Below are 26,598 nucleotides of genomic sequence, written 5' to 3' on the forward strand. Positions count from 1 at the left end.
GTGCGCTCCCTGATATTAGTCCATAATCTGTACATAATCCTGAGGAGGTGGATGGGGTGTCGTCAAGAGGTGTCCGGCATGATTCCATGCGTGCCCGTAACTTGGCCGTAGTACTCGGCGCCATCCACGGAACAGGACCTCACACCCGGGCCGCGCTCGCTGAGATGACCGGATTGACCAAGACCACCGTGTCGAGCCTGGTCGCGGACCTGCTGGAGGCGGGGGTGGTGACCGAGAGCGGCGCGGTGCGCGGCGGCGAGCGCGGTCGCCCCGGCGTGGCGGTGAGCCTGAGCGGCCACCGGGTGGCCACGCTCGGGCTGGAGATCAACATCGACTACCTGGCCGCCTGCGTCGTCGACCTCACCCGCACCGTACGGCTGCGCCGCACCCAGCCGGCCGACAACCGCAACTCGAACCCGGCGGAGATCCTGGAGCGGCTGCGCGACCTGGTGAAGGACACCACCGTCGAGGCCGAGTCGGCCGGGTTGCGGGTCATCGGCGCCGCCCTGGCCGTGCCGGGGACCGTGGAAGGCGGGGTACTGCGTCACGCGCCCCACCTGGGCTGGCGCGACGTGCGGGTCGACGACCTCACCATCGACAACGAGGCCAACCTGGCGGCGCTGGGCGAGCTGTGGTTTGGCTCGCGGGCCACGGACTTCCTGTACGTCTCCGGCGAGATCGGCATCGGAGCGGGGCTCGTCGTCGGCGGCACGGTGTTCCGCGGCACGTTCGGGCAGGCCGGCGAGCTGGGCCACGTCGTCGTCGTGCCCGACGGGCCCGCGTGCCGGTGCGGCGGGCGCGGCTGCCTGGAGGTGTACGCGGGACAGGACGCTCTGCTCGGCCCCCTGAACTCGGTGGCCGCGCTGGTGGCCCGCCTGGAGTCGGGTGAGCGGCGCGCGCTGGAGTCGTGCGAGCGCGCCGGGCACGCCCTCGGTGTGGCGCTCACCTCTGCGGTGCACCTGCTCGACCCCGGCAGGATCGTGCTCGGCGGGATCTTCGCCCCGCTGTTCCCCTGGCTGAAAGGTCCGGTGGCGGACGGGCTCGGGACCCGGCTCGGTCACATGCGCGGCACGCCGCCACCCCTCGTCGTCTCGGGGATCGGCGCGGACGCGGCGGTGCTGGGCGCGGCCGGGCTGGTCATCCAGCGGGTCCTCGCCGACCCCGCCGAGGTCCTCGGCCTCTAACATGTCGCCATGCTGGTGATCGAGGAGCGCACCGCCGACGACGGCGAGCTGGCCGCGTTGCTGGACGCGGCGTTCGCGGAACTGGTCGCCCGGTACGGGCCCGACGGGCGTTCGCAGGTCAAGGAAGGGGCCAGATATCTCGTGGCGTCCGTGGCCGGCACGGCCGTCGGATGCGGCGCCGTCCAACCCGTGGACGCTGTCACAGCGGAGCTCAAGCGGATGTTCGTGATCCCGGGGCGGCGCGGCCAGGGCATCGCCACGTCACTGCTGTCGGCGCTGGAGGACCTGGCCCGCGAGTTGGGTTACCGGCGGCTGCGCCTGGCTACCGGCGTGCGGCAACCCGAGGCCATCGCGCTCTACGAGCGGTGCGCGTACACGCTCACCGAGCCGTACGGCAAGTACGTGGACGCGCCCCTGACCCGCTGCTACCAGAAGGCGCTGGCTGGACCGTGACGCCAGGCCCAATCAGACCGGTTGCCTGATGCTCTCGAAGATCCGGGCGAAGCCCTCCCTGCCGTGGCCCGCGTCGATCTGGCGTTGGATGAGCCGCTGGACCATGGCGACCACCTCGGTGCTGATGCCCTGGTCGGAGCTGGCGGCCAGGAGGTGGCCGAGATCGGAGAACTCGAGGCTCTGCTGCCCTTCAACGGTGTAGTCCCCGCCGTCGATGACCGCGGCGAACCCTTGGAACCCGCCGGTCATGGCGGTCAGCCAAGGCGCGGCCATGCCGGCGAACTCGCGCGCCGTCACCCCGGCCGGCGCCACCATGGCGGCGCCGTGCACGAATCCGGCGAACATGACGTACATGCCCGCAAGGAGCGCGAGGTCGTACAGGGACGCCAGCCCGGCGTCCTCCCCGAAATAGGTGCTGGTTCCCCACTGGTCGAGCAGCGGCTTGTACTGCTGGAAGACATCGGCCGATCCGCTGTAGAGGATCGATGACCCGGGCTGGCCGATCATGTGCGGTACGGCCATGATGCCGCCGTCCAGATACGCGACGCCGGCAGCGGCGGCCCAGGCGGCCAATTCCCGTGACTGAGCCGGTGACGTCGTGGTGACGTTGATCAAGGTTCGTCCGGCCAGGTCCTCGGAGAGCGGATCAAGCACCTCGTGGACCGACGCGTGGTCCAGCAGGCATGCGATCACCAGCCCACTGGCCCCGACCGCGTCGCCGGCCGTGGCGGCGGCCTTCGCGCCCTGCGCGACGAGATCATCCGCCTTCCCCGCCGAGCGGTTCCAGATCGTTGTCGCGTATCCGGCCTTCACCAAGGCGCCTGCGAGAGCGCCGCCCATCGCGCCCAGCCCGAGAACACTCACCTGGACGCTGTCGTTGGTCGTCATGTACGGATTCCCCCTCGTGATTCGTCGTTCGACTAGATCCTCTCCGCTGCCGGTAGAGTTGACCAGTACGGACTATTTAGTCAGGTACTCACCTTCTGGTAAGTGCGTCTTGGAGGGCGGATGGCGACATCAGCACGGAGTGGTCCCTACTTCTGCGGCATCGACGCGGCGATGGACGTGGTCGCCGGCAAGTGGAAGTCGCTGATCCTCTGGGAGCTGCACAACTACGGGACCCGTCGCTTCGCCGAGCTCCGGCGCGGCCTGCCGGGCGTCAGCGAGAAGATGCTGATTCAGCATCTGCGGGAGATGGAAGAAGACGGGCTCGTCCATCGTGAGGTCTATCGCGAGGTGCCGCCGAAGGTGGAATATTCCCTGACAGAGCAGGGCGTCTCGCTCAACGCCGCCCTTGCCCCCTTGGGAGAATGGGGCGGCGAACGCATGCGGCGGATCGGCGCGGAAAGGGTGGCTCACTAGGAGTCCCAGCGCATACCAAGCCGGTACCAAGAGAAGAGTCAGAGCGGCGGCGCACGCTGGTGCCCTACCCAAAGAGGAGGAGCATCACGATGGCGCCCAACCTGCTCGGAATCCGTCTCGCCCACCGCGCCATGCGCGGCGACGCCCGCCGTCTGGCCAGGTTGATGGACCGGCTCGCGACCGGCGACGAGCCGGCCGACGCGGCCAGGCTCACCGCGATCGCCACGTTCGCCACCAAGCTGTGCGACGGCATCCACCATCACCACCAGGCCGAGGACGCCGTGTTGTGGCCGGTCATCGCACGTTCGGCCGGCGCCGAGGTGGACCTGAGCGACCTGAGCGACGACCACGCCCAGCTGGAGCGGCTGCTGGAGGAGATCAGCTGGTTCGCCACCCGGCTCGGCAAGGACCCGGTGGCCGCCAAGCGGATGGCCGCGGCCCTCGGCACCCTCGCCGACCTGCTGGACGAGCACATCGAGCAGGAGGAACGCCTGCTCTTCCCGATCATCGCCAAATACGTGTCCGAGCCGGACTGGAACACGGTCGAGAACGCCGTGAGCAAGGACGGCGACCTCGGCTTCGACCTGCCGCGGATCGGCCAGTACGCGCGCCCCGACGAGCTGGCCGAGCTCCGAAGGGTGGCGGGGCCGGTGCTGGCGCTCCTGCTCGCGCTGCTGAACCGCGGGCACCGGCGCCGCCAGAAGCTGATCTTCGGCGCGGCGTGACGCCGACCGGCGCCGTCCAGCTCGCCCGCGCGCCCGCCGCCGGCGCGCCTTGCCGCGGGTGGTCGGTTCGTCGTCTCCTCCCCTTTCGTGAGCGTTCACGGCCTGGCCAGTGTGGGGCGGTGTGATCGCGAGGTGTTCTCACCCCGTTTATGGCTCGCTGTCGCTCTGGCCGGCGTGACCGTCGGCGTCATGCCGGCCGAAGCCACCGCCATCACGAAGGTCTCCGACCCCGTCCGCCACGTCGACCCGCTGATCGGCTCGGCCAACGGCGGCAACACCTACCCCGGCGCCGTGCTCCCGTTCGGGATGATGTCCTGGAGCCCGACCAACACGGCCGGCGACCAGACGAACGCCGCAGGCTCCAACGGCTACTCCTACAACACGCCGCGGGTGCGCGGCTTCGCGTTGACGCACGTCAACGGGGCCGGCTGTCACCCGGGCGCGGCCGGAGACATCCCCATCATGCCGTACGCCGGCGAGGTCGCCTCGTCACCGACGGCCGACACCACCGACGCGATCTACGCCGGCACCTTCAGCCACGACAAGGAGACCGCGCGGCCCGGCCGGTACACCGTCACGCTGGACTCCGGCGTCCAAGCAGACCTGTCGGTCACCACCCGGGCGGGCGTCGGCGAGTTCACCTTCCCGCGGAACTCGCCGGGCAACCTGCTGTTCCGGGTGTCCAACTCGCTCAACGGCAGCGAGGACGCCGAGATCACCATCGACCCCGCCACCCGTACCGTGACCGGCTCGGTGCTGACCGGCGCGTTCTGCGGCCGCCGCGCCAACGGCGGGGTGAACAACAGGAAGAGCTACTACCGCCTGCATTTCGTCGCCACCTTCGACCGCGCCTTCTCCGGCACCGGTACGTGGGTCAACGGCGAGCTGAGGCCCGGCGGCACGACGGCGAGCGGTGGGGAGGGCTACGCGACCGGCGCCGACCGTGCCGGGCGCGGCTCGGGCGGATACGTCACTTTCGACACCGCCGCGGACGCCGACGTACGCGTGAAGATCGGCATCTCGTACACCAGCCTGGACGCCGCCAAGCAGAATCTGTCCCGGGAGTTGACGCCCAAGGACTCCGTGGACTCCGTGGCCGAGCGAGCCGGCCGTGCCTGGACGCAGCGGCTGCGTTCGATCGAGGTCGCCGGTGGCTCCCCCGACCAGCTCACCACCTTCTACACCGCCCTCTACCACGCGTATCTGCAGCCCAACATCACCAGCGACGTCGCGGGCACGTACCCGGGCAGCGACGGGAAGGTGCACCGGCTGGTCCCCGGGCAGCGCGCCCAGTACGGCAACTTCTCCGGCTGGGACCAATACCGCGCCCACACCCAGCTGCTCGCGCTGCTCGAACCGCGGGTGGCCGGCGACTACGCGCAATCGCTCTTCAACCTCGCGCGGCAGAACGGCGGCGTGTGGGACCGCTGGGTGCACGTCAACGGCCCCACCCACGTGATGACCGGCGACCCGTCGGCCCCGGCACTCGCGGGTTTCCACGCGCTCGGCGTACGGAACTTCGACGTGCGCGGCGCCTTCGACTCCCTGGTCCAGCAGGCCACCGTGCCGCACCCGTCCGGGCTGTCCGACAAGGGCTGCCCGGGACAGTGCGAGGGCCAGCGTCCCAACCTGGCCGAATACCTGCGACTCGGGTACGCGCCCCAGGACACCTGCCACTGCTGGGGCGGCGCCGCGGAGACGCTGGAGGACTCGGCCGCCGACTTCGCCCTCGCCGACTGGGCCGGACGGCTCGGCCGCGACGCCGAGCACGACACGCTGATGACGCGGGCGAGCTGGTGGCGCAACACGTTCAACCCGTCGGCCGGGGCCGAGGGCGGCTACCAGCAGGCGCGCAAGGCCGACGGCAGCTGGCTGTGGCCGTTCTCCCCGACCTCCGACGCCGGCTTCGCCCAGGGCACGAGCGCGACCTACACCTGGATGGTTCCGCACGACGTGTCGGGCCTCGCCGCGGCCATGGGCGGCAGGGAACGTGCCGCGCAACGCCTCGACGCCTTCTTCCACCGCGCGGACGGCTCGTGGGCGACCGGCGGCGACGGCTTCCGCTACGACCCCACCAACGAGCCCGGCATCCACACCCCCTGGCTGTACAACGCGCTCGGCCGACCGTGGCAGACCCAGGAGACCGTACGCGCCATGGCGTCCCTGGTCTACAAGACCGGCCCCGGCGGCCTGCCCGGCAACGACGATCTCGGCACCATGTCGTCCTGGTACGTCTTCGCCGCCCTGGGCATGTACCCGCAGACACCGAGCCGGGCCGAGATGCTGCTGTCGAGCCCGATGTTCCCCAAGGCGTGGATCAAGCGCGACGGCGGGCCCACGATCACGGTGGCCGCCCCGCAAGCCGGCCCCGACGCGATCTACATCCAGGACGTCCGCGTGAACGGCCGCCCGCACAGCCGCTCGTGGCTGCCGGAGTCCTTGCTCAACAAGGGCGGCGACGTGGTGGTCAACGTCGGCACGACGCCCGACAAGTCCTGGGCCACGGCACCCGCCGATCTCCCGGTGGACCACGTGCCCGCCGCCACCGCCCCGATACCCAACCTCCCTGAGTCCTGCGTGCCGCAGGGTTCGCACTGCCTGCACAACCTGCAGTACGACGTCGACGGAGTGGCCACGGCGGACGCCAAGTCCCAAGGCAACCTGGACGGGAAGGGCTGGAGCTTCCCTGCCGAGCAACTGCCGGAGCCCGGCACCCGTACCGTGGGCGGCGCCACCTACCTCGTGCCCGGCACCAAGGGAACGTCCGGCAACTTCCACAGCCTCCGAGGCCAGCGGACGTACCTGACCCCGGGCCGCTACCAGGCTCTGGACCTGCTCGTCACGGCCGTGAACGGCGACCAGCGGACCGACGTCACGATCACGTACGCGGACGGCACCACCTCGATTGTTCCGCTGAAGGTGACCGACTGGGCGAGCACCGCACCGCACTTCGGCGAGGAGTCCGTGATCACCGCCGACACCCGCTACAACGTCAACGGCACCGCGGACGGGCGGAAGGTGACCATCTGGCATGTGAGTGTGCCACTCGACCCGGCCCGCGAGGCGGCGTCCTTCACCAGCCCAGCGACACCCAACATCAAGATCTTCGCCCTCAGCGGTCGTACCTGAGCCGATCACCGGCCCGCCCGCGTGACAGCGGCACGCGGGCGGGCCGCTGTCACGGGCTGGCGCACTGGTAGCCGGAGGGCAGCTGTGTGTTCCCGTTGGGACGGCTGGCCTGGAAGCCGAACGTGGTGCTCTGGCTCGCCGCGAGCGTGCCGTTGTGCCCGGCGTTCCTGGCCGTGACGGTCTGCCCGTTGACGGTGAACGCGGCGTTCCACGATCCCGTGACGGTGTGGCCGGCAGGCAGCGTGAACGTCACCGTCCAGCCGTTGATCGTGGACGTGCCGGTGTTGGCGACCGTGACGGGCTGGATCACGTAGCCGGTGCCCCACTGGGATTGGGTGGCCGGCGTCGCCGTGCATCCGCCGGTGGTGGTGCCCCCCGAGGTGGTGACCGTGACCGTGTTGGACACGGGGGAGAGGTTGCCGGCCGCGTCGCGGGCGCGGACCTGGTAGCGGTAGGTGGTGTTGGCGGTCAGCCCGGTGTCGGTGAACGACGTGGTCGCCGAGGTGCCTGCCTGGGAGAAGGCGCCGCCGGACGAGCCTGGCGCACGCAGGATGTCATAGCCGGTCACGCCGACGTTGTCGGTCGAGGCGGTCCACGACAGGGCGGTGCCGGTGCCGGTCGTCCCTGACGCGGCCAGGTTGCCCGGCGCGGTCGGCGCGGTGGTGTCGGTTCCGCTCGTGGCCGGCGGGATGCGGATGATGCGGTCGTCCTGGGCCACCGGAGTGCCGCGCCCGTCGCGGTTGCTGGTCGCCACCCAGAGCCAGCCGTCCCCGCCGACCGCGACCGCGCGCAGCCGACCGTAGGTGGACTGGAGCTCTGCCAGCGGTGTGCCCGCGCCGCCGCTGCTGGTCAGCGGCACCGTCCACAGCCGCCGGCCCTGCAGCGCCGCCGCGAAGAGCGTGTTGTTGGCGTACGCCAGCCCGCTCGGTGACGCCTCCGCGGTCGTCCACGTGAGGATCGGGTTGCGGAAGGACGTGTTGCCGCAGGCGCCCTCGCACGTGGGCCAGCCGTAGTTGCCGCCCGCGACGATCTGGTTGATCTCGTCCCAGGTGTTCTGTCCGAACTCGGTGGCGTACATCCTGCCTTGGGAGTCCCAGGCCAGGCCCTGCACGTTGCGGTGGCCGTAGCTCCAGACGCGGGAGCCGGAGAACGGGTTGCCCGACGGTATTCCGCCGGTGGGCGTCATGCGCAGGATCTTCCCTGCCGGGCTGTTGAGGTTTTGGGCGTTGGCGGTGTTGCTCGCGTCGCCGGTCGCCACGTACAGCATGCCGTCAGGGCCGAAGGCGATGCGGCCGCCGTCGTGGATAGCGGCGCTCGGGACTCCGGAGAAGATTACCGTCTGCGTCTGCGGGGCGCCCAGTTGGAGCCTGACCAGGCGGTTGTCGCCGCTGGTGCTGGTGAAGTACGCGTACACCCAGCCGTCCTGGGCGTAGGAAGGCGACACGGCGATGCCGAGCAGGCCGCTCTCACCCGAGGCGCTCACCCCGCTGATCGTGGCCACCGTGGTGGGCGTCTGGCCGGGGCGTACTTGGAGGATGCGCCCGGTGTTGCGCTCGGAGACCAGCGCGCTGCCGTCAGGCAGGAACGCCAGCGCCCAAGGAACCTGCAGGCCCGTGACGGACACCTCCGCCCGGGAGAAGTCGAAACCGCCCACCACCTGGGCGCGTGCCTCGGGAACGTTGATGAACAGCGCGAGCAGCGCCAAGACCATGACCGGAACGACACGGGCGCGCATGACGGACTCCTTGACCGTTTCGCCGTGTGCGGATGTCAGCACCGTAGGCATGCGGACGGCCCGGGCTCAATCATCGTGCCGGGCGCGGTCCGGTGATCTGCGGCGACGCCTGAAACTTTCATGCCATCCACCATTCGGTGGATTTTCGGATCCACCACATCCACCGCGAATCCCGGCCCACCGGGCGATCCCCGCCGTGACCTGGAAAATCATGATTGATCCATGGCAGTCATCGACGTCACCGACCTCACCAAGAGGTACGCGGACCACACCGTACTGAACGGCATCTCGTTCTCCGTCGAAGAAGGCGAGATCTTCGGCCTTCTCGGTCCCAACGGCACCGGCAAGACCACCACCGTCGAGTGTGTGGAGGGCTTGCGACGCGCCGACGGCGGTTCGATCCGGGTGCTCGGCCTCGACCCGATCAGGGACGGCCGCGAGCTGCGCGAGCGCATCGGGGTGCAGCTGCAGCACACCCAACTGCCCGAGAACATCAAGGTCTGGGAGGCGCTCGACCTGTACGCCTCCTTCTACGCCAAGCCGCGCGACTGGCGCGAGCTGCTGGAGGAGTGGGGCCTGGCCGACAAGCGGAACGCCCGCTTCGGCAAGTTGTCCGGCGGCCAGAAGCAGCGGCTGTTCATCGCGCTCGCGCTGGTAGGCAACCCGCGGGTGGCGTTCCTCGACGAGCTCACCACCGGACTCGACCCGCAGGCGCGCCGGGCCACGTGGGAACTGATCAAGAAGGTCCGGGCGTCCGGCGTGACCGTGGTCCTGGTCAGCCACTTCATGGACGAGGTGGAGGAGCTCTGCGACCGCGTCGCGGTCTTCGACCGGGGCCGCATCGTGGCGACCGGCACGCCGGAGGAGCTGATCGACGGGATCGACGCCGAGCACCAGATGCGGTTCACGCTGATGGCGGGGGACCGCAGCGACCCGGCCGCCCTGCTGAGCGGCCTGCCCGGCGTGTCGAGCGTGACCCGCGACGGCGACCAGGTGACCGTCACCGGCCGGGGCGACTTCGCCACCACCGTCACCTCGGCCCTGGCCCGCGACCTCATCCCCGTCGCCGACCTGCGCATCGACAAGCGCACGCTCGACGACGCCTTCCTCGCCCTGACCGGCCGCTCGTTCCACCTCTGAGGAGATCCCGACATGACCGTCATCGCCAAGCTCACCACCGTCGAGCTCAAGTTGCTGGCCCGTGAGCCCGGCTCGATCTTCACGATCCTCATCCCCCTGTTCATCCTGGTCGCCTTCGGCAGCTCGATCTCGCCGGGCGACACGGTGCTCCTGCCGATGACGCTGGCGATCGCCGTGGGCCTCGTGGGGTTGTACCAGTTGCCGACCACCCTGGCCACGTACCGGGAACGGGGCATCCTGCGGCGTCTGTCCACTACTCCGGTCCGCCCGGGGAGCATGCTGGGGGTTCAGCTCATCCTCCAGCTCGTCCTCGCCTTGACCGCCTGCGCCCTGCTGCTCGCCGTAGCGGGAACCGTCCTGAGCGCGCATGTGCCCTCCCAGGTGGTGCCGCTCGCCGCTGCCTTCCTGCTGGGCACGGCCGCGATGTTCGCGATCGGCCTGCTGATCGCCGCCGTCGCGGCGAACGGGCGCACCGCCAACGGGGTGGGGGTGATGCTGTACTTCCCGATGGCGTACCTCGCCGGACTGATGCAGCCCGTCGAGAACATGCCCGTTATCCTGGCCCGCGTCGGTGAATTCACCCCCTTGGGCGCTTTTCGGCAGACTCTTCAGGACGTCTGGGCGGGTGTGTCGCCTGATCCTCTGCTGCTGGGTGTCATGGCCGCGTACGCGGTGCTCGTCAGCCTGGCCGCAGCCAAGTTCTTCCGCTGGGAGTGAAGGGTGCCGACGGTGACGGACACGCGCCTGGACCGATGGGAGCGGCTCCTCGAGCGGCTCATGGGCGGCGTTCCGTACCTGCTGCTGGCGATCTCCACGATGCTGTCCTGGCTCACCGACGACCGCGCGTGGACGTACCACCTGGTCACGCTCGGTCTGGCCGCGCTCGCCGCGGCCTGGATCCGGCTGATGGCGGCCCGCCGACCGGCGATCTACGTCGCCGGCCTGGTCATCCTGATCGCGGTCCTGTGCACACGTGGAGTCTGGTTCGCCGGCTTCTTCTCCTTCACCGGCTACCTTCACTCTTGGCAACTGCTGAACGGGAAGTGGAGGTTCGCCGGGGTGGCGGCCACGGCTGCGATCAGCATCACGGCCTACAGCGGCGGGCTGCCCGAGCCCACCCCGGCCGGGATCCTCACGCACGTGCTCTTCACCGCCGCGGTCGTGGCCGGGGTCAGCTTGTTCAGCTTCGTCGGCGAGGTCACGGCCGAGCGCAGCGCCGAGCGCAAGAGGATGGTGGCGCGGCTGGAGGAGACGATGCGGGAGAACGCCGGCCTGCACGCCCAGCTCCTCGTCCAGGCTCGTGAGGCGGGTGTGCTGGACGAGCGCCAGCGCATGGCGGGGGAGATTCACGACACTCTCGCCCAGGGCCTGACCGGCATCATCACCCAGCTCCAGGCCGCCGTGCGCGCCGAGGCCGATCCCTCCGCGTGGCGGCGGCACCTCGACAACGCGACCCGGCTGGCCCGCGAGAGCCTCGCCGAGGCGCGCAGATCCGTGCACGCCGTAGGGCCAGGGCCGCTGGAGACGACGCCGTTGCCCGACGCCCTCGCGGAGATCACCGCAGGGTGGTCGGAGTTGAACGGTGTCCGTGCGGAAGCGACCACGATCGGCACGGTCCGCGCGCTGCATCCGGAGGTGGAGGCCACCCTGCTCCGCATCGCACAGGAGGCCCTCGCCAACATCGCCAAGCACGCCAGAGCGTCCCGGGTGGGGGTCACGCTGTCGTACATGGAGGACGTGATCACCCTGGACGTACGCGACGACGGCGCCGGCTTCGACCCGGCCCGCGCCGTGGACGGGGGCGGCTTCGGCCTGGCGTCGATGCGTAACCGGGTCACCCGCCTGGCCGGCCGCTTCGAGGTGGAGTCCGAGCCGGGCGCGGGCACCGCGATCTCCGCCGCGGTCCCGGCCATACTCAAGGAGCCCTTCAAAGAGACGTTCGAGGAGACCCGGAGTGTCTGAGGCCCCCATCCGGCTGCTCATCGCCGACGATCATCCCATCGTCCGTGACGGCCTGCGCGGCATGTTCACCGGCGATCCCGGCTTCGAGGTGCTGGCCGAGGCCGGCGACGGCGCCCAAGCAGTCGAGCTCGCCCGGGCACTGGACCCCGATGTCATCCTCATGGACCTGCGCATGCCCAGGATGGACGGGGTGACGGCCATCAGGGAGCTGGCCAGGCTGGGCCTCAAGGCCCGCGTGCTCGTCTTGACCACGTACGACACCGACAGCGACGTGCTGCCCGCGATCGAGGCCGGCGCCACGGGCTACCTCCTCAAGGACGCCCTTCGCGACGAGCTCGTGCGGGCCGTGGCCGCGGCGGCGCGCGGCGAGGCCGCACTCGCCCCATCAGTCGCCACCCGCCTGCTCGGCCAGGTACGCACTCCGGTCGACCCGCTGAGCACGCGGGAGCTGGAGATCCTGAAGCTGATCGCCCAGGGCACCACCAACCGCGAGGCGGCCGCCCGCCTGTTCATCAGCGAGGCCACGGTCAAGACGCACGTGCTGCACATTTACGCCAAGCTCGGCGTCAACGACCGCGCGGCCGCCGTCGCTGTCGCCTTCCAACGCGGCCTGCTTCCACTGGAGTAGAGGCCCAGGTCGTCGGCTGGTGCAGCCGTCCCTGGCTCGCCTGGCAGGAAGCGACCATCACGAACGTGACGCTGACCAGCAGCGCCCAGGCCCCGAACTTGGCGGGGTGGACCAGCTGCCAGGTCTCCCGCTGGTGCGGGTACTGCCAGGCGCCGAGGTAGGTCGCGATGTTCTCGGCCACCCACAAGAAGAATCCGATGAGCGTGAACGACAGCGCCAGCGGCATCTGGTATCGGTGCTCGCCCACGGTGAAGTGCACCACCGTCCCCCACGTGACCAGGACGAGCGCGAGGGCCAGCGGGATCCGCAGGTCGATCCACCAGTGCCGGCTGACGAAGTTGACGTAGATCGCCAGCGCCACCAGGGTCACCGGAACCGTTCGGTAGGCCACCAGGCGCAACGAGAAGATCCGCCAGGCCGAGCAGACGTAGCTGCCCACGGCGGCGTAGAGGAACCCGCTGTACAGCGGCACCCCGCCCACCTTGGTATAGGCATCCTCGGGATAGCTCCACGAGCCGAGCCGTACCTTGATCATCTCAAAGGCCAGCCCGACCACATGGAACGCGGCGATGACGGCCGTCTCCTGACTGCTCTCCCACCGCAGCGCACGGAAGATCACCGCCACTGCCACGGCATAGACCAGCAGTGCGTCATAGCGCGGGATCGGCAGCGGCAGGACAGACGAAGCGGCGAGCCCCGCGAACAGGGCGACCGCGAACGCGCACGACTTCGCCTCGGCCCACGCGAAGCGGAACATCTGGGCGACGAAGAACCTCACGCCCTTATCCGACCGCCCGAACAGCGCCGATGTTTACCGCATTTTGGGGAGGTTAAGTGAAGAAATCGCTCACCCGCGCCGCGCGATTGATCAGTCCAGGCAGAACTCGTTGCCCTCGGGGTCGGCCATCATGATGTGACCAGCGCCGAGAGGGGGAGCGGGCTCGTAGCGCTGGAGCCGGGTGGCGCCGTGGGAGACGAGCCGTTCAGCCTCCGCCTCCAGGGCCGCCATCCGCGCGTCGCCCTCGAGCCCGGGAGCGGCCCGCACATCGAGGTGCACGCGGTTCTTGGCCTGCTTGCCCTCCGGCACCCGTTGAAAGAACAGCCGCGGCCCGGAGCCTTCGGGGTCGACCACCGCCGAGGCGTCGTTGCGGCGCTCGGGCGGCACGCCCATCGCCTCCAGGGCCTGCTCCCACGACGTGAAGCCGGGGGGCGGGTCCTGCAGCCGGTAGCCGAGGGCTTCGGCCCAGAATGCCGACAACCCGGCCGGGTCGGCGCAGTCGAAGGTGATCTGTACGTCGCGGGCCATCTCAGCTCGCCTCCTGTCGGATCTGCTGGTGGGTGTGCAGGTAGAGGTCGCGGAGCAGGCACACCTCGGCCAGATGGTGGATCAGCTCGCGGTTGATGTGCAGCACCAGGGCTGCCAGGGGACGCTCGCCGTACGGTCCCTCTGCCTCCCCGCACGGGCGGGCGAGGCCGGTTTCGCCGAGGGACTCGACCCCGGCCAGCCACGTGGCGTACTCGGCGTCGAGCTGGGCCAGCGCCGTGTCCGCGGTCGCGGCGTACTCGAACGACTCGTAGTCGGTGGCCGCGCGACCGAAGTGCGCGGCGTTGCGCATCGCGAGCACGCCGACGATCACGTGCCCGAGTCGCCAGGCGATCGTCGTGAACGGTGGCGGATCGGGCATCGGCATCGCGAAGTCGATGGTCATCGCGCCGGACCCGGCCTGCACCGGTGCGGTGCCGGTGCCGCGCGGGCGCACGCTCCAGCAGCCGGGCGCCGGCTCCCAGAAGTATTCGTCGTCGGTGAGCCCGTCGAGGCGAGCGCGCAGCTGCTCGGTCCAATGCCAGTCGATCTGCTCTCGGAGCAGGGGATTCCAGGTCTGGTCGGTCATGGTGCTCACCTTGCCGCATATAGCGGACAGAGTCGTTCCGTGATCTGTGGGACGATGAGCGCGTGACCGTCGAGGCGACGACCGAGCGGGTGCTGCGGATGCTGGCGCTGCTGCAGCACCGGCCGTCCTGGACCGCCGCCGAGCTCGCCGCCGAGCTGGGGGTCACCGACCGCTCGGTGCGCCGCGACGTGGAGCGGCTGCGTGCGCTCGGCTACCCCGTGCACGCGACCGCGGGCGTCGGCGGCGGCTACCAGCTCGGCGCGGGCACCCGGCTGCCGCCGCTGCTCCTCGACGACGAGGAGGCGATCGCGACGGCGGTGTCCCTGCGGCTGGCGTCGGGTGGCACGGTCGCCGGCGCGGGCGAGGCGGCGCTGCGGGCGCTGACGAAGCTCGACCAGGTGATGCCGCCCCGGCTGCGCGCCGAGGTCCGGGCGGTGCACGGCGCCACCGAGACCCTGGTCGGCCCCGGGATCGAGATCGACCCGGAGCTGCTGGTGACGCTCGCGCGGGCCTGTCGCGACGCCGTGCGGGTGCGGTTCCGGTACGCCGGCCGCGACGGCGGGGAGCGCGAGCGCACGGTCGAGCCGGTGCGGATGGTCGCCACCGGCCGCCGCTGGTACCTGATGGCCTGGGACGTCGACCGCGACGACTGGCGCACCTTCCGGCTGGACCGGATGCGCGAGGTGGCGGCGACGACCTGGCGCTTCCGGCCGAGGGAGCATCCGGACCCGGTCGCCTTCGTGCAGCGGGGCGTGACGGAGGCGCCGTACCGCTATCTCGCCCGGGTGCGGGTGCACGCCAGGACCGACCTGGTCCGGGAGCTGGTGCCGCCCCAGGTGGGGCGCGTCGAGGACGATCGCGACGGGTGGTGCGTGCTCGTCGTCGGCGGGGATGACCTGGACTGGATGGCCGTGCACGTGGCCCGGATGGGCTTCGAGGCGGAGGTGCTGGAGCCTCCGGAGCTGCGGGAGGCCATTGCCCGGCTCGCCCGCCGCCTCGCGGCGATGGCCGCCCGCGTTGCTACCGATCGGCGGTGACGGCGAGGGTGCCGAGCAAGGCGAGCGCGTCGGCGCTCGGGGAGCCGGGTTCGGCGTGGTAGACGACGAGTTGCTGGCCGGGTGCGGCGCGCACGTCGAAGCTTTGCATGCGCAGCGTGAGTTCGCCGACGTCGCGGTGGTGAAAGGTCTTCACCTCGGCGCGTTTGCCGCGCGCCTCGTTTCGCCGCCACAGCTCCGCGAACTCCGGACTCCGGTCCAGCATGAGGCCCAGCACCTCGCGTACGCGTGGATGGTGCGGATATTGCCCGTGGAGCAGCCGGAAGCCGGCCACCGTGTTGACGGCGGCGGCCTCCCAATCCCCGTAGAACGACCGCGCGTCCGGATCGAGGAAGAGTTTGACCAGGAGGTTGGCGCCGCCGTGGAAGCCTTCGAAGAGCGCGTATCCGAGCCGGTTGCCGGCGAGCACGTCGTAGGCCCGCCCGAGCACCAGCGCCGGGTTGTGCGGCCAGCCGTCGAGCAGCTGGAGCAACTCGGGGTCCACGCGTTCGGGGGCGGACCAGGCGGGCCGTGGGGTGAGGCCGGCGAGCCGGAACAGGTGGGCGCGGGCGTCGTCGTCGAGGTGGAGTACGGCCCCCAACGCGGCCAGGACCTGTGGTGACGGGTTGCGTTCCCGGCCTTGCTCCAGCCGTACGTAATAGTCCACGCTGACGTCGGCCAGCATCGCGACCTCCTCGCGCCGCAGCCCCGGTACGCGCCGCCGCGAGCCGGCGGGCAGGCCGGCGTCTTCGGGGCGTACGCGGGCCCGGTGGCTGCGGAGGAAGTCCCCCAGAGGCGTTTCCGTCATGCCATCAAGCGTAGGCGTGAACCGCCGACCGAGGGTGGGTGCGCTACTCCCAGGCTCACCGCGGCCTGGGCCACCTCCGTCATGCACCCGAAGCTCGAAACCATGACAAAGACACTTGAACGCAAGGTCGTGCTGGTGACCGGCGCAAGCAGCGGCATCGGCGAGGCCACGGCTCGTACGCTCGCGGCCGCCGGCCATCATGTGATCCTCACCGCCCGCCGCGCCGACCGCATCAAAACGATCGCCGATGACCTGTCTGTCGCCGGCTTCTCCGCCGAGGCACGGCCCCTCGACGTCACCGACGGCGCCCGCTTCCATGAGGTGGCCGAAGAAGTGGTGACGTCGTACGGGCGGCTGGATGTGCTGGTCGGCAATGCCGGTGTGATGCTCCTCTCCCGCCTCGACGCACTGCTGGTCGAGGAGTGGGAGCAGATGCTCGATGTGAACGTGCGCGGCCTGCTCAACGGCATCGCCGCGACGCTGCCGATCTTCCAGAGCCAGGGGAGCGGCCACTTCGTCACCGTCGCCTCGATCGGCGCCCATCAGGTCGTGGAGACCTCCGCGATCTACTCAGCCACCAAATACGCGGCCTGGGCGCTGACCGAGGGGCTGCGCCAGGAGTCGGAGCCGGGCATCCGGGTCACCACGATCTCCCCGGGCGTGGTCGACACCGAACTCGCCGATCACATCACCGACCCGGAAGCCGCCGAGGCCATGCGTACGTACCGGGCCGCCCTGATCCGTCCCGAGGACATCGCGAACGCGATCAAGTACGCCCTCGACCAGCCGTCCGACGTGGACGTCAACGAGATCATCCTGCGCCCGTCGGCGCAGCGCCCATAGAACGGGGGATGAGCATGAGCAAGACCTGGTCCATCACCGGCGCCTCCCGTGGCTTCGGCCGCGCGTTCACGGCCGCGGCCCTGGAGCGGGGCGGCCGCCACCGAGGCCGTACACCGGGCCCACGCTGAGTTGGGACGGCTCGACGTGGTCGTCAACAACGCGGGCTACGGCCACTTCGGCATGGTGGAGGAGCTATCCGAGAGCGACCTCCGCGATCAGCTGGAGGCCAACCTGTTCGGTGCGGTCTGGGGCATCCAGGCGGCGCTGCCACTGCTGCGCGCTCAAGGCAGTGGGCACATTGTGCAGGTCTCCTCGATCGGCGGGGTGGGGGCGTTCACCAACCTGGGTGCGTACCACGCCTCCAAGTGGGCGCTGGAGGGCATCAGCGAGTCCCTGGCCCTGGAGGTGGCGGCCTTCGGCATCAAGGTCACCCTGGTCGAGCCAGGCGGGTTCGCCACCGACTGGGCGGGCGCTTCGGCCCGGCGATCCCCAGCGCTGCCGGAGTACGACGGGGTACGGGAGGCCGCGGCCGCGCGCCGCAGTGTGCAGCCGCCGGGCGACCCGGGGGCGGCGGCCCGGACATTGCTGGAGGTCGTGGACTCCGACGAACCACCGCTGCGCGTGCTCTTCGGCGCGCAGGCGCCCGGGATCGTCACCGGCATCTATCAACGCCGCCTGGCGGAGTGGAAGAAGTGGGAGCTGCTGGCTCACGAGGCCCAGGGCTAGGCCGCGCTCACCCTTGGGCGGCGCTCCGGCCCTCCGTCCCCGTGACGCTGATCGTGCCGGTGGTGCCGCGCAGGCCGAAGCCGTAGTGGTACCGCTGTCGCTCCTGCCCCGTCGTGAAGAGGAGCGGGATGGCGATGCTGTGCAGCCGTTGCCACGTGTCGGCCTGCTCCGCGTAGGCCGTGACGGATTGGTCGGTCATCTCCAAGGCCAAGCGGTCTCCCGGGCTCAGGCGCAGCGGGATCTCGTTGGGCACGTGGACGAATTCGCCGTTCAGGCGTACGTCGATCCCGCTGGTCTGGCGGGTGTTGTTGTACCACACGGTGACGTAGTTGCTCCGGTCCTTCACCCAGCCGGCGAAGAGGCTGTCCTCGGTCTCGCCGCTTCCTGCGAGGCCTCCGACGGTCACGATGCTGACCGCCCGGCCGGAGGACGGCGCACTCGGCCCGGCCACCAGAGCGAAGAACGGGGCCGAGCCGCTCCCGCTGAACCGCCCTCCACCCACGCTGATCTCCGGCTTCTGCTCGTCGGGGAACGGCTGGTAGACGGTATATCGGCCGGAGGTGTCGCCGGCGAACTCGTCGAAGCCGTCGACCTTGGGAAACGCCGCGAGGTCCAGTACGGGAGGGAGTGGCGCCTGCGCCTGCTGTGTCTGCGACTTGCTCGGCTCGGCGGTGACCGGCCCACCGAGCAGAGACGGCGAGAACACCACCCCCGCAGTCACGGCGGCGGCCGACACTGCGACCGCTATTGTGATCTTGATCCAGGGCGTCCGCCGCCGCGGCGCACGGTGCCCCTGAGGGGGCGCGACCGGATCAGTGTCGTGCCTGCCCTGCAGCTGGATCGTCGGCGTCGGCCGCCCCGCTCCTCCCGCCGGCGCGACACGGTTGTCGTAGCCGCTGGTGTTGGCGCGGCCGGTGAGATCGCGGAGCACATGGGCGGCGGCCGGGCGCGCCGTCGGGTCCTTGGCCAGGCAGGCGAGCACCAGCGGGCGCAGCGGGCCGGGCACAGCGGAGACCTCGGGCTCGGCGTGCAGGATGGCGTGCAGAATCGCGGGCACCACCGCGCCGCTGAACGGGATTCGCCCGCTCGCGGCGAAGACCATGGTGCCGGCCCAGGAGAACATGTCCGAGGCCGGGGTGAGCGTCTCGGCCGAGAGCTGCTCGGGAGACATGTACGCGGGCGTCCCCAACAGCGAGGTGTTGCTCGTGACGTGGTCGATGGCGCGGGCGATGCCGAAGTCGATCACGACGGGCCCTTCCGGTCCCAGGATCACGTTGCTCGGCTTGAAGTCGCGGTGCACGATCCCGGCGCTGTGGATCGAGGCGAGCGCGGTCAACGTGGAGACCGCCAGCCGCTCCAGCCCGCTGCCGGTCCGCGGACCGTCGCGCTTGACCAGCTCGTCCAGGGACGGCCCCGGGACGTATTCGCTGACGATGTACGGCCGCTCGGCCACCAGGCCGGTGCCGATCACCCTGGCGGTACAGAACGCGGCGACCCGGGCCGCGACCTCCGCCTCGCGCAGGAAGCGGCGCCGCGTGTCGGCATCGGCCGCGTACCGCGCATGCAGCATCTTGATCGCCACACGCTGTCCGTCGGGCGACTCCCCTAGGAAGACAGACCCCTGGCCGCCCTCGCCTAACCGCGCCACGACCCGGTAGTCGCCGATGCCCTCCGGCACTCGGTCCTCGACCATGCCATGAATGGTCACGCAATCACTCCGCAAGATCGGCTTAGGTCGCTTGCTAACCGGAAAGCCTTTCCGTATAGTTCCGGAATAGCTTTCCGCTTCGGTTTACCGTACGGCACCGACAGATCGCTCACCACACCCTCGACCACAACAAACCCAGGAGAACCGCATGCAGTACCGCACCCTCGGCCGGACCGGCATCAAGGTCAGCCCCTACGCGCTCGGCGCCATGATGTTCGGGGCCGTCGGCAACCCCGACCACGACGACTCGATCAAGATTATCCATAGGGCCCTCGACGCCGGGATCAACTTCATCGACACCGCCGACATGTACTCCCACGGCGAGTCCGAGGAGATCGTGGGCAAGGCACTCAAGGGCCGCCGCGACGACGTCGTGCTCGCCACCAAGGCCAGGTTCCCCGTGAACTTTGACCCCAGCGGCGCCACCCCGGTCGTTCCGAACCGGTCGGGAGCCTCTCGCCTCTGGCTGATCCGCGCCCTGGACGGCTCGCTGCGCCGCCTGGGCACCGACTACGTCGACCTGTTCCAGATCCACCGGCCCGACCCCGACACCGACATCGAGGAGACCCTCTCGGTGCTCACCGACCTGGTGCGGGCCGGCAAGGTCCGGGCCATCGGCACCTCCTCCCTGCCCGCCTCGGACATCGTCCAGTCCCACTGGGTCGCCGAGCGGCGCGGCCTGACCCGGTTGCGCACCGAGCAGCCTCCGTACTCGATCCTCAACCGCGGCATCGAGCGCGAGGTCCTCCCCGTGGCCCAGGAGTACGGCATGGGCACCCTGGTCTGGAGCCCGCTCGCCGGCGGCCTGCTCACCGGCCGCTACCGCAAGAACCAGCAGAACGCCACACACCGGTCCCAGTTCGGCTTCCAGCATCTGAGCGACGAGCGCCGCCTGGACGCCGTCGAGCAGCTCATCCCCGTCGCCCAGGACGCCGGGATCTCGCTGACCCACCTGGCCATGGCCTTCGCCATCGCCCACCCCGGCGTCACGTCCGCGATCATCGGACCACGCACCATGGATCACCTCGACGACCTGCTCGCCGGCGTCGACGTCAAGCTCACCGACGAGATCCTCGACCGGATCGACGAGATCGTCCCGCCCGGCACCGACATCGGCCGGCTCGACATGGCCTACAACCCACCCGCCATCCAGCACGCGCGCCTGCGTCGCCGGCCCGCCGACGAACGCGCCGCCGCCTGACCGCATCCCCTCACCATCCCCGCTTATCGTCACGCGTAAAACGGGATGAACCCCTCCAGGTTCGGTGCGAGGCTGGGCTCGTGAGCGACACGCGAACCGTGGTCCTGGTCGAGGGCGTCAGTGACAAGTCGGCCATTCAAGCGTTGGCCGAGCGCCGTGGCCGGAACCTGGCGGCCGAAGGCATCTCCCTTGTGGCGATGGGCGGTGCCACAAATATCGGGACATATATCGGCAGGTTCGGCCCGTCCGGTCGCAACCTCCGGCTGGCCGGTCTGTGCGACGTCGGAGAGGAAGGCGACTTCCGGAGGGTTCTCGAGCGCGCCGGCCTGGGATCCAATCTCAGCCGAAGCGATCTGGAAGCGCTCGGATTCTTCGTGTGCGTCGCTGACCTGGAAGACGAGCTGATCCGCGCCCTCGGCACCGCCACGGTTGAGCGCGTCATTGACGCCGAGGGCGAGCTCCGCTCATTTCGCACGCTTCAGAAGCAACCCGAATGGCGCGGGAGCGCCACTCACGACCAGCTGCGCCGGTTCATGGGATCAGGCGGTGGCCGCAAGATCCGCTACTCTGGCCTGCTCGCCGCGGCACTCGATCTCGATCGCGTGCCGCGGCCGCTGGATAGGCTGCTGGCCCACCTTTGCTGATCTCCTTCCTCATCGCGGAGGAACACAAGACTCAGCCGCCGGTCAGATAGCGCTGGAGAGTCGGCGCGAGCCACTCGATCACCTCCTCGTCCGCCATGTCGGCCGCGGGAGGAAATTTCAGAATGTAGCGGCAGAGCGCCATCCCCAGCACTTGGGAGGCCACGAGCGCCGCCCTGGTCGCCGCCTGGTCCCCCGCGAAGACTGCGGTCACCGGCGCGAGCTGGCCGCCGAAGACCTCGCGCATGCGCCTGGCCGCGGTCTCGTTCGTCACCCCCGTACGCAGCAGGACCTGAAGCACGTCATCGGCGTGCCACCGCTCCAGGAAATGCCGGATCACCATCTCGCCCAGGCGCTCGCGCGGCACCTGGCTCAGGTCGGGCAGGCGTAGGTCGAACTCGGCGGCGCTGGCGAACAGCTTGTCCTTCGTGCCGAAGTACCGCATCACCATCGCCGGGTCAATGCCCGCGTCGGCGGCGACCGCCCTGATCGTCGCCTTCTCGTAGCCGTCGGCGGCGAAGCGCTCGCGGGCGGCGGCCAGGATGGCCGCCTTGGTCTCTCCTGCCGATCTCCTCATGCCAGCAAGTGTAGGCCAACACGTGTTGACTTTGTGGGCACGTTAGGTCAACAATTGTTGGCATGAGCCGAAAGGAGCACGCCATGTCGAAGACAGTGCTGGTCACCGGTGCTTCCACCGGAATCGGGCGGGCCACCGCCCTTCTGCTGGCCCGCGAGGGCTTCACCGTCTACGCCGGAGTCCGCAAGGAGGCCGACGGCCAGGCGCTCGGCCCGACGGTCACCCCGATCACGCTGGACGTCACCGACCCCGGCCAGATCGCGCAAGCGGTCAGGACGATCGATCGCCTGGACGCCCTGGTCAACAACGCCGGCATCGGCGTCACCGGCCCCCTGGAGTTCGTCTCCCTGGACGCGCTGCGCCGGCAGTACGAGGTCAACGTCTTCGGCCAGGTGGCCGTCACCCAGGCCATGCTGCCGAAGCTGCGCGCCTCGAAAGGCCGCGTCGTCACCGTCGGCTCGGTCGGCAGCTGGATCACCCTGCCCTTCGGCGGCCCCCTGTGCTCCTCCAAACACGCCATCCGCTCCCTCAACGACGCGCTGCGCATGGAGGTCAAGCCCTGGGGCATCCGCGCGGTCCTCATCGAACCCGGCTCCATCCACACCGCCGCCGTCGACAAGCTCGAAGGCGAGGTCGAACCCCGCCTGGCCGCCATCGGCGAGGAAGGCAGACGCCTGTACGGCGCCGCCTACCGGACCATGGTCACCAGCGGCCTGAAGGAAGAGCGCTCCGGCTCCAGCCCCGACGTGGTCGCCCGCGCCGTCCTGCACGCCCTGACCGCCCGCAAGCCGCGCTCGCGCTACCCGGTCGGCAAGAAATCACGGCTGATGAGCACGCTCGGCCGCATCCTCCCCCAATACACCCTCGACGCCCTGCGGCTGCGCGCACTGGGCCTGTCCTGACCCGTGGGCCACAACCTGTGAGGCGCCCCCCAACACCGCACAATGGAGGGCCATGATGCCTTTCGACGCTGTGCTCTGCGACCTTGACGGCGTGCTCCGCCACTTCGACCATGCCGTTCAGGCGGAAATCGAGGCCCGTTACGGGCTGCCGCTGATGCGGACCGCCTTCGACCCAGCCCTCATCGGGCCGGCCACACTCGGCCTGATCAGCGAGGAGAAGTGGGCGGAGTCGGTCGTCGTCGCCCTGGGCGGAGACGAACGGGCAAGGCTCGCGGTCGCCGAGTTCATCGCCGTACCGTTCACGGTGGATGAGGACGTCAAGGCGCTGCTGGCGAAGGCACAGGAGCGAGTGCCGGTGGTGCTGGTGACCAACGCCACGGACACCTTGGACGAGCACCTGGACCGCATCGGACTCACCCACTTCGCCGACGCCGTGGTCAGCAGCGCCACGGTCGGGGTGGCCAAGCCCGACCAGCGCATCTACGAGATCGCCGCAGAACTCGCCGGCGCCGCCACCGAGCGCTGCCTGTTCGTGGACGACCGGCTCGAGAACGTAGAGGCGGCCACATCGCTCGGCATGACCGGTGTCCACTACCGAACGGTGGCGGACCTCGCCGCTCGGTTGCCGTGGTAGCGTCGCCGTGGCGGCTCGTACGTGCCTGCCCCGGACGAGATGTGCGCCGTACCCGGCCCGCCAAGACGACGCACTCAAGGAGACGTCTTGGGTGCCCACACCTCCCTGATCGACTTCACCGCAGCGACTCCCCGGCCTCGTGCGTTGGATGTCCGGTGGATCCACGGCTCGCCGTCGGCCAAGCACAACACCGACCCGGACATCCAGGTCCACGCCTACGACGAGCACACGTTCATCCTCCGGCAGAACATGGCGATCGACTACGAGGCGCCGTTCCTGTTCCTGCTCTTCGGCAACACCCAGGCGGTGCTGATCGACACCGGAGCCACCGAATCCGCCGACTTCTTCCCTCTTCGCCGGGTGGTCGACGAGCTCATTGAGTCCTGGCTCGCCCGTCACCCCCGGCACGGGTACCACCTGCTAGTGCTCCACACCCATCCGCACGGTGACCACATCGCGGGCGACGGCCAGTTCACCGATCGTCCCGACACCACGGTGGTCGGCGCGGACCTGGCCACTGCCTGGGCGTACTTCGAATTCGCCGACCACCCCGCTGCCGTGGCGCAGGTCGACCTGGGAGGCCGGGTGCTGGAGTGTCTGGCCACCCCGGGCCACCACGAAGCGGCGGTCACGTTCTACGACCCGTGGACCGGATTCCTCCTCACCGGCGACACGGTCTACCCCGGCCGGCTCTACATTCAGGACTGGCAGGCATTCACCCGGACGATCGATCGCTTGATCGACTTCTGCGATCTCCGGACGGTCACCCACGTGCTCGGCTGCCACATCGAGATGACCCGGCAACCGGGCATGGACTATCCGATCCGCACTGTCTACCAGCCCGACGAGCCCCCACTGCAGATGACCACCGGTCACCTGCACGAGATCCGCGCAGCGCTGAAGGAGATCGGCGACCAACCCAGCCGCCGCGCCTTCCCGCTCTTCGTCCTGTGCCCCAGCGCCTGAGCGACGCGAACAGACGAGGTCCAGTCCCCAGCGCCCCGAACGTCAGGCTCGCCACAAGCGCGCACGAGCGGTGACGGAAGAGCCGGAGATCGAGGAGAGGGCGGTTCTGGTCCGCAGGGCGTGCCGGGCGAACGCCGCGACCAGGCTCACCCCCGCCACCAGGCTGATGATCGCCGTAGCGCTGCCGAGGCCCCGGCCTTCCGCACCGTCCTCACCGCCGATTCGCCGGCCGGGTGGGTGACGTCGGTCAGTTCGGCGATGCCTACGCCGAGGACGCGCGCCAGTTCCACCAGCACGCTGTGGCTGTCGATGCGGCGTACGCCGCGTTCGACCTGGCTGAGCCAGCTCTCCGACCGGCCGATCAGACCGGCGACGTGCCACCGATCAACTGGTTCAGCTCGCTAAGGACATCGTCCCAGGCAGGCATACGTCTCTCATAGGGCGCCGAGGGATCGAACAACACCCGCACGCCCATCTGCCTCAGAACGTCGAGACTGCGCTCAAAAGCCAGGTGCGTGGCGAGGGCGGGCTTCAGCATGGGCACGGCCACGATCGGCACCCCGTAACCAGTCAGCTCACACAGCAGGCCGAGCGCGAAGTCGCTCCGCACCGGCTCCCCGGTCAGCTCCTCAAGCTGCAGCGGATCGAAGAACCGTAGGCCCAAGGGGGTAGAGACGACGAGCACCCGCCAACGGGAGGCTTTTGCCTTGACCACGAGATCGGCGATGGATCCGGCATGGGACGGGGCCGCGCTGGTGACCACATGCAACACGGACACGATCGTCAGCGTAATTCGCCGGCACTGTGCTGTCCGTGGAACGGAGCTTGCTGCCCCGCTGTCCATGCTGTGGCAGGCTGCCGCGGACGGTCACCTCGGCGTGCCGATCATCCCCTTCTAGGCCGCAGCCCGGCACGCGACACGTACGACGGCGCCACGAGCCAGCAGCGCTCCCCGGTCCGGATGACAGCATCTGGTGCTCGAGCGCGACCCCGTCGTCGGCAGACCATTTATCTGGGGTTGTGGGTCCGTTCTCGCAGCTCAGATCGACATGGTCTCTTCTGACACGTGAGGCACGTTGACGGTCCTCAAGGCATGTTGCGTGCCGGTGCGGGGGTTCTTGTGGCGGGCCTTGGCCGTGATGAGTTGCAGCGGACTTCGGCCAGCGAGCGCGTGGTTGCCCCTCGCGCGCCTCGAGAGCAAGCGCCCGGCTGCGGGCCCAGGCCTCCGGTGGTCGCTTGCCGGGCCCCGGGGGCCGGGGCGGTCAGCCGCCAGCGTCGGTGGTCACCGTCTCGGGATCCGGCGCCTTGATGGACACCTTGGCGCCCCACCCGGTGAAGCGGCTGTCGATCGTGATCGTCTTGCCTTCGAACCCGTTGGTGTCGAATACGCCGGTGGCCGCGTACGACGACTTCACCCTGCTCACCAGCCCGGCAGAGGTCAGCGTGAGCGTGTAGGAGACCTTCGTGTCGTTGTGCATGCGCAGCGGGATCGACGCCCCGAACCAGCGCGACACCTTCTCCAGCTCCTTGAAGGTGATCTTCCCCGTGAGCGTGCTCCCGCTCAGCTTGCCCTTCTTGACCAGCGCCGCCAGGGTCTTCGGCTCGACGGGGTTGATGACCTGCCCGTAGAAGCCGCTGCCGCCGCCGAGCAGGCCGTTGCTCTTGAGCCAGGACTTGCCCTCCGGTAAGCGGTCTTCCCACATGCCGCCCGAGGTGTAGCTGACCTTGCCGATGCTGATCGTGCGCTCGCGAGGGCGGCCCACGGGGGTGGCGGTGATGTCGGAGGCCGCCACGCCCTGGGCATTGAACTGGAACGTCCCCTTGCGGCTCTGAAGCTTGATCTTGTCGTCGCCCGAGAGCGTCGTCGTCTCGGTGAACCGCACGCCGTGCCCGGAGGTGAGCTTGCTCTTGAGAGCGCGTACGGGATCCTTGGGAGCGGCCTGGGCGGGCGCGGCCGCCGCCAGCAGGCAGCCGCAGGCCACCATCGCTGTGATCGTTGTCTTTTTCACAAGCCGCGATCTTGCCGCAAGTAGGTCACGTCCAGAGCACGGCCGTAATCGCCGCTCCGGCCGGGCGGGTCGAAGGCGCGGGCGTGCGGCGCGGCCGGTCATGGCTTCCCCCAAAGGCCCCGCTCGGTCCGGTGCGATGAGTCCGAAGCAGGGCCGGCAGGCCGAGCACAGCGAGTAGGAATCGCCTGTTTGGCGCGCCCGTCGACGGGTTACGGCTCGAACGTGGCGGGATAAGTCTAGTAAGCGCGGGCGGCGGGGCGTGGCTCTGAGCGCAACCGGAGCAGGGCCGTGGCGGGAGCACCGCTTGGCGTGCCCCTCTGCACCGCAAGCATCGCGGCG

Annotated in this window: 28 protein-coding genes and 1 riboswitch; of the genes, 17 read left to right on the forward strand and 11 right to left on the reverse strand. The window is 69.8% G+C overall.

The genetic code is table 11. The features are described from left to right. Nucleotides 1-86 precede the first annotated feature (86 nt). Nucleotides 87-1,184, forward strand: coding sequence for an ROK family transcriptional regulator (locus Q9G87_RS01055; RefSeq protein ID WP_305914237.1), 1,098 nt, complete (start codon nucleotides 87-89; stop codon nucleotides 1,182-1,184). Nucleotides 1,185-1,193: 9 nt separating this feature from the next. Then, nucleotides 1,194-1,637 carry a GNAT family N-acetyltransferase gene (locus Q9G87_RS01060; RefSeq protein ID WP_305914238.1) on the forward strand — a complete coding sequence of 148 codons (444 nt, stop codon included), beginning with the start codon at nucleotides 1,194-1,196 and terminating at the stop codon, nucleotides 1,635-1,637. 12 nt (nucleotides 1,638-1,649) lie between these two features. Here Q9G87_RS01060 and Q9G87_RS01065 read toward each other — a convergent pair whose 3' ends face one another. Next, on the reverse strand, nucleotides 1,650-2,525 hold the full coding sequence (locus Q9G87_RS01065) for an NAD(P)-dependent oxidoreductase (RefSeq protein ID WP_305914239.1): 876 nt from the start codon (nucleotides 2,523-2,525) through the stop codon (nucleotides 1,650-1,652). Nucleotides 2,526-2,645: 120 nt separating this feature from the next. On the opposite strand from Q9G87_RS01065, the gene Q9G87_RS01070 reads away from it, so the two are divergent. The 3 genes from Q9G87_RS01070 (at nucleotide 2,646) to Q9G87_RS01080 (ending at nucleotide 6,853) form a co-directional block, all read left to right on the forward strand. Then, nucleotides 2,646-2,999, forward strand: coding sequence for a winged helix-turn-helix transcriptional regulator (locus Q9G87_RS01070; protein ID WP_305914240.1), 354 nt, complete (start codon nucleotides 2,646-2,648; stop codon nucleotides 2,997-2,999). An 89-nt stretch (nucleotides 3,000-3,088) separates the two neighbouring features. Continuing rightward, complete coding sequence (locus Q9G87_RS01075; RefSeq protein ID WP_305914241.1) at nucleotides 3,089-3,724, forward strand: hemerythrin domain-containing protein; 636 nt, start codon at nucleotides 3,089-3,091, stop codon at nucleotides 3,722-3,724. Nucleotides 3,725-3,811: 87 nt separating this feature from the next. Next, nucleotides 3,812-6,853 carry a GH92 family glycosyl hydrolase gene (locus tag Q9G87_RS01080; RefSeq protein ID WP_305914242.1) on the forward strand — a complete coding sequence of 1,014 codons (3,042 nt, stop codon included), beginning with the start codon at nucleotides 3,812-3,814 and terminating at the stop codon, nucleotides 6,851-6,853. 49 nt (nucleotides 6,854-6,902) lie between these two features. Here Q9G87_RS01080 and Q9G87_RS01085 read toward each other — a convergent pair whose 3' ends face one another. Then, nucleotides 6,903-8,588 carry a PQQ-dependent sugar dehydrogenase gene (locus tag Q9G87_RS01085; RefSeq protein WP_305914243.1) on the reverse strand — a complete coding sequence of 562 codons (1,686 nt, stop codon included), beginning with the start codon at nucleotides 8,586-8,588 and terminating at the stop codon, nucleotides 6,903-6,905. A gap of 222 nt (nucleotides 8,589-8,810) precedes the next feature. Between Q9G87_RS01085 and Q9G87_RS01090 the strand changes: the two genes are divergently transcribed. The 4 genes from Q9G87_RS01090 to Q9G87_RS01105 are packed head-to-tail and all read left to right on the forward strand — an operon-like array spanning nucleotide 8,811 to nucleotide 12,318. Beyond that, the gene (locus Q9G87_RS01090) at nucleotides 8,811-9,728 is read left to right on the forward strand and encodes an ABC transporter ATP-binding protein (RefSeq protein ID WP_305914244.1); all 918 of its coding nucleotides are present in this window, start codon (nucleotides 8,811-8,813) and stop codon (nucleotides 9,726-9,728) included. Between the two features lie 12 nt (nucleotides 9,729-9,740). Next, a complete protein-coding gene (locus Q9G87_RS01095; protein WP_305914245.1) occupies nucleotides 9,741-10,445 on the forward strand; it encodes an ABC transporter permease in 705 nt (234 codons plus the stop codon). Between the two features lie 12 nt (nucleotides 10,446-10,457). Beyond that, nucleotides 10,458-11,690 (forward strand): sensor histidine kinase, encoded by a 1,233-nt coding sequence (locus tag Q9G87_RS01100; RefSeq protein ID WP_371825710.1) that lies wholly within the window; start codon nucleotides 10,458-10,460, stop codon nucleotides 11,688-11,690. Next, nucleotides 11,683-12,318 carry a response regulator gene (locus Q9G87_RS01105; RefSeq protein ID WP_305914247.1) on the forward strand — a complete coding sequence of 212 codons (636 nt, stop codon included), beginning with the start codon at nucleotides 11,683-11,685 and terminating at the stop codon, nucleotides 12,316-12,318. The genes Q9G87_RS01100 and Q9G87_RS01105 overlap by 8 nt, the downstream gene beginning before the upstream one ends. On the opposite strand, the gene Q9G87_RS01110 is transcribed toward Q9G87_RS01105, so the two are convergent. The 3 genes from Q9G87_RS01110 to Q9G87_RS01120 form a co-directional block, all read right to left on the reverse strand. Continuing rightward, nucleotides 12,257-13,096, reverse strand: coding sequence for a DUF817 domain-containing protein (locus Q9G87_RS01110; protein WP_305914248.1), 840 nt, complete (start codon nucleotides 13,094-13,096; stop codon nucleotides 12,257-12,259). The two genes, Q9G87_RS01105 and Q9G87_RS01110, sit on opposite strands and share 62 nt — an antisense overlap. A gap of 90 nt (nucleotides 13,097-13,186) precedes the next feature. Then, nucleotides 13,187-13,624 (reverse strand): VOC family protein, encoded by a 438-nt coding sequence (locus Q9G87_RS01115; RefSeq protein ID WP_305914249.1) that lies wholly within the window; start codon nucleotides 13,622-13,624, stop codon nucleotides 13,187-13,189. Nucleotide 13,625: 1 nt separating this feature from the next. After that, nucleotides 13,626-14,210 (reverse strand): DinB family protein, encoded by a 585-nt coding sequence (locus Q9G87_RS01120; RefSeq protein WP_305914250.1) that lies wholly within the window; start codon nucleotides 14,208-14,210, stop codon nucleotides 13,626-13,628. Between the two features lie 98 nt (nucleotides 14,211-14,308). Between Q9G87_RS01120 and Q9G87_RS01125 the strand changes: the two genes are divergently transcribed. Further along, on the forward strand, nucleotides 14,309-15,247 hold the full coding sequence (locus tag Q9G87_RS01125) for a helix-turn-helix transcriptional regulator (protein ID WP_371825728.1): 939 nt from the start codon (nucleotides 14,309-14,311) through the stop codon (nucleotides 15,245-15,247). On the opposite strand, the gene Q9G87_RS01130 is transcribed toward Q9G87_RS01125, so the two are convergent. Continuing rightward, nucleotides 15,231-16,052, reverse strand: a complete 822-nt coding sequence (locus Q9G87_RS01130) for a helix-turn-helix transcriptional regulator (RefSeq protein WP_305914252.1) — start codon at nucleotides 16,050-16,052, stop codon at nucleotides 15,231-15,233. The two genes, Q9G87_RS01125 and Q9G87_RS01130, sit on opposite strands and share 17 nt — an antisense overlap. Before the next feature lie 102 nt (nucleotides 16,053-16,154). Here Q9G87_RS01130 and Q9G87_RS01135 point away from each other — a divergent pair, with 102 nt between their 5' ends. Both Q9G87_RS01135 and Q9G87_RS01140 read left to right on the forward strand, forming a co-directional pair. Then, a complete protein-coding gene (locus Q9G87_RS01135; RefSeq protein WP_305914253.1) occupies nucleotides 16,155-16,895 on the forward strand; it encodes an SDR family oxidoreductase in 741 nt (246 codons plus the stop codon). A gap of 129 nt (nucleotides 16,896-17,024) precedes the next feature. Continuing rightward, on the forward strand, nucleotides 17,025-17,621 hold the full coding sequence (locus Q9G87_RS01140; RefSeq protein ID WP_305914254.1) for an SDR family NAD(P)-dependent oxidoreductase: 597 nt from the start codon (nucleotides 17,025-17,027) through the stop codon (nucleotides 17,619-17,621). A 7-nt stretch (nucleotides 17,622-17,628) separates the two neighbouring features. Here the strand turns inward: Q9G87_RS01140 and Q9G87_RS01145 are convergent, their stop codons facing one another. Then, on the reverse strand, nucleotides 17,629-19,314 hold the full coding sequence (locus tag Q9G87_RS01145) for a serine/threonine-protein kinase (protein WP_305914255.1): 1,686 nt from the start codon (nucleotides 19,312-19,314) through the stop codon (nucleotides 17,629-17,631). A 163-nt stretch (nucleotides 19,315-19,477) separates the two neighbouring features. Here Q9G87_RS01145 and Q9G87_RS01150 point away from each other — a divergent pair, with 163 nt between their 5' ends. Then, entirely contained in the window at nucleotides 19,478-20,530 is a 1,053-nt protein-coding gene (locus Q9G87_RS01150; RefSeq protein ID WP_305914256.1) for an aldo/keto reductase, read from the forward strand. 80 nt (nucleotides 20,531-20,610) lie between these two features. Next, nucleotides 20,611-21,174, forward strand: a complete 564-nt coding sequence (locus tag Q9G87_RS01155) for a TOPRIM nucleotidyl transferase/hydrolase domain-containing protein (RefSeq protein ID WP_305914257.1) — start codon at nucleotides 20,611-20,613, stop codon at nucleotides 21,172-21,174. 31 nt (nucleotides 21,175-21,205) lie between these two features. On the opposite strand, the gene Q9G87_RS01160 is transcribed toward Q9G87_RS01155, so the two are convergent. After that, nucleotides 21,206-21,748: a TetR/AcrR family transcriptional regulator gene (locus Q9G87_RS01160; protein ID WP_305914258.1), complete on the reverse strand. Its 543-nt coding sequence runs from the start codon at nucleotides 21,746-21,748 to the stop codon at nucleotides 21,206-21,208. An 83-nt stretch (nucleotides 21,749-21,831) separates the two neighbouring features. On the opposite strand from Q9G87_RS01160, the gene Q9G87_RS01165 reads away from it, so the two are divergent. The 3 genes from Q9G87_RS01165 (at nucleotide 21,832) to Q9G87_RS01175 (ending at nucleotide 24,250) form a co-directional block, all read left to right on the forward strand. Then, the gene (locus Q9G87_RS01165) at nucleotides 21,832-22,650 is read left to right on the forward strand and encodes an SDR family oxidoreductase (protein ID WP_305914259.1); all 819 of its coding nucleotides are present in this window, start codon (nucleotides 21,832-21,834) and stop codon (nucleotides 22,648-22,650) included. Between the two features lie 52 nt (nucleotides 22,651-22,702). Next, a complete protein-coding gene (locus tag Q9G87_RS01170) occupies nucleotides 22,703-23,284 on the forward strand; it encodes an HAD family hydrolase (protein ID WP_305914260.1) in 582 nt (193 codons plus the stop codon). Between the two features lie 7 nt (nucleotides 23,285-23,291). Further along, a riboswitch (guanidine-III (ykkC-III) riboswitch) is annotated at nucleotides 23,292-23,359 on the forward strand. Between the two features lie 12 nt (nucleotides 23,360-23,371). Further along, entirely contained in the window at nucleotides 23,372-24,250 is an 879-nt protein-coding gene (locus Q9G87_RS01175; RefSeq protein ID WP_305914261.1) for an MBL fold metallo-hydrolase, read from the forward strand. A gap of 146 nt (nucleotides 24,251-24,396) precedes the next feature. On the opposite strand, the gene Q9G87_RS01180 is transcribed toward Q9G87_RS01175, so the two are convergent. The 3 genes from Q9G87_RS01180 to Q9G87_RS01190 form a co-directional block, all read right to left on the reverse strand. Further along, on the reverse strand, nucleotides 24,397-24,615 hold the full coding sequence (locus Q9G87_RS01180; protein WP_371825729.1) for a helix-turn-helix domain-containing protein: 219 nt from the start codon (nucleotides 24,613-24,615) through the stop codon (nucleotides 24,397-24,399). Beyond that, the gene (locus Q9G87_RS01185; RefSeq protein ID WP_371825711.1) at nucleotides 24,612-25,028 is read right to left on the reverse strand and encodes a flavoprotein; all 417 of its coding nucleotides are present in this window, start codon (nucleotides 25,026-25,028) and stop codon (nucleotides 24,612-24,614) included. The genes Q9G87_RS01180 and Q9G87_RS01185 overlap by 4 nt, the downstream gene beginning before the upstream one ends. A 484-nt stretch (nucleotides 25,029-25,512) precedes the next feature. Then, nucleotides 25,513-26,259, reverse strand: coding sequence for a hypothetical protein (locus tag Q9G87_RS01190; protein WP_305914262.1), 747 nt, complete (start codon nucleotides 26,257-26,259; stop codon nucleotides 25,513-25,515). Nucleotides 26,260-26,598 lie beyond the last annotated feature (339 nt).

This window comes from Nonomuraea turcica (assembly GCF_030718205.1).
GTDB lineage: Bacteria > Actinomycetota > Actinomycetes > Streptosporangiales > Streptosporangiaceae > Nonomuraea.

What these genes read in the sequence shown, in the direction of transcription:
- Q9G87_RS01055 (WP_305914237.1), top strand. Translation starts at nt 87, where the DNA reads ATGCGTGCCCGTAACTTGGCCGTAGTACTCGGCGCCATCCACGGAACA.
- Q9G87_RS01060 (WP_305914238.1), top strand. Translation starts at nt 1,194, where the DNA reads ATGCTGGTGATCGAGGAGCGCACCGCCGACGACGGCGAGCTGGCCGCG.
- Q9G87_RS01065 (WP_305914239.1), bottom strand. Translation starts at nt 2,525, where the DNA reads ATGACGACCAACGACAGCGTCCAGGTGAGTGTTCTCGGGCTGGGCGCG.
- Q9G87_RS01070 (WP_305914240.1), top strand. Translation starts at nt 2,646, where the DNA reads ATGGCGACATCAGCACGGAGTGGTCCCTACTTCTGCGGCATCGACGCG.
- Q9G87_RS01075 (WP_305914241.1), top strand. Translation starts at nt 3,089, where the DNA reads ATGGCGCCCAACCTGCTCGGAATCCGTCTCGCCCACCGCGCCATGCGC.
- Q9G87_RS01085 (WP_305914243.1), bottom strand. Translation starts at nt 8,588, where the DNA reads ATGCGCGCCCGTGTCGTTCCGGTCATGGTCTTGGCGCTGCTCGCGCTG.
- Q9G87_RS01090 (WP_305914244.1), top strand. Translation starts at nt 8,811, where the DNA reads ATGGCAGTCATCGACGTCACCGACCTCACCAAGAGGTACGCGGACCAC.
- Q9G87_RS01095 (WP_305914245.1), top strand. Translation starts at nt 9,741, where the DNA reads ATGACCGTCATCGCCAAGCTCACCACCGTCGAGCTCAAGTTGCTGGCC.
- Q9G87_RS01115 (WP_305914249.1), bottom strand. Translation starts at nt 13,624, where the DNA reads ATGGCCCGCGACGTACAGATCACCTTCGACTGCGCCGACCCGGCCGGG.
- Q9G87_RS01120 (WP_305914250.1), bottom strand. Translation starts at nt 14,210, where the DNA reads ATGACCGACCAGACCTGGAATCCCCTGCTCCGAGAGCAGATCGACTGG.
- Q9G87_RS01125 (WP_371825728.1), top strand. Translation starts at nt 14,309, where the DNA reads ATGCTGGCGCTGCTGCAGCACCGGCCGTCCTGGACCGCCGCCGAGCTC.
- Q9G87_RS01130 (WP_305914252.1), bottom strand. Translation starts at nt 16,052, where the DNA reads ATGACGGAAACGCCTCTGGGGGACTTCCTCCGCAGCCACCGGGCCCGC.
- Q9G87_RS01135 (WP_305914253.1), top strand. Translation starts at nt 16,155, where the DNA reads ATGACAAAGACACTTGAACGCAAGGTCGTGCTGGTGACCGGCGCAAGC.
- Q9G87_RS01145 (WP_305914255.1), bottom strand. Translation starts at nt 19,314, where the DNA reads ATGGTCGAGGACCGAGTGCCGGAGGGCATCGGCGACTACCGGGTCGTG.
- Q9G87_RS01150 (WP_305914256.1), top strand. Translation starts at nt 19,478, where the DNA reads ATGCAGTACCGCACCCTCGGCCGGACCGGCATCAAGGTCAGCCCCTAC.
- Q9G87_RS01160 (WP_305914258.1), bottom strand. Translation starts at nt 21,748, where the DNA reads ATGAGGAGATCGGCAGGAGAGACCAAGGCGGCCATCCTGGCCGCCGCC.
- Q9G87_RS01165 (WP_305914259.1), top strand. Translation starts at nt 21,832, where the DNA reads ATGTCGAAGACAGTGCTGGTCACCGGTGCTTCCACCGGAATCGGGCGG.
- Q9G87_RS01170 (WP_305914260.1), top strand. Translation starts at nt 22,703, where the DNA reads ATGATGCCTTTCGACGCTGTGCTCTGCGACCTTGACGGCGTGCTCCGC.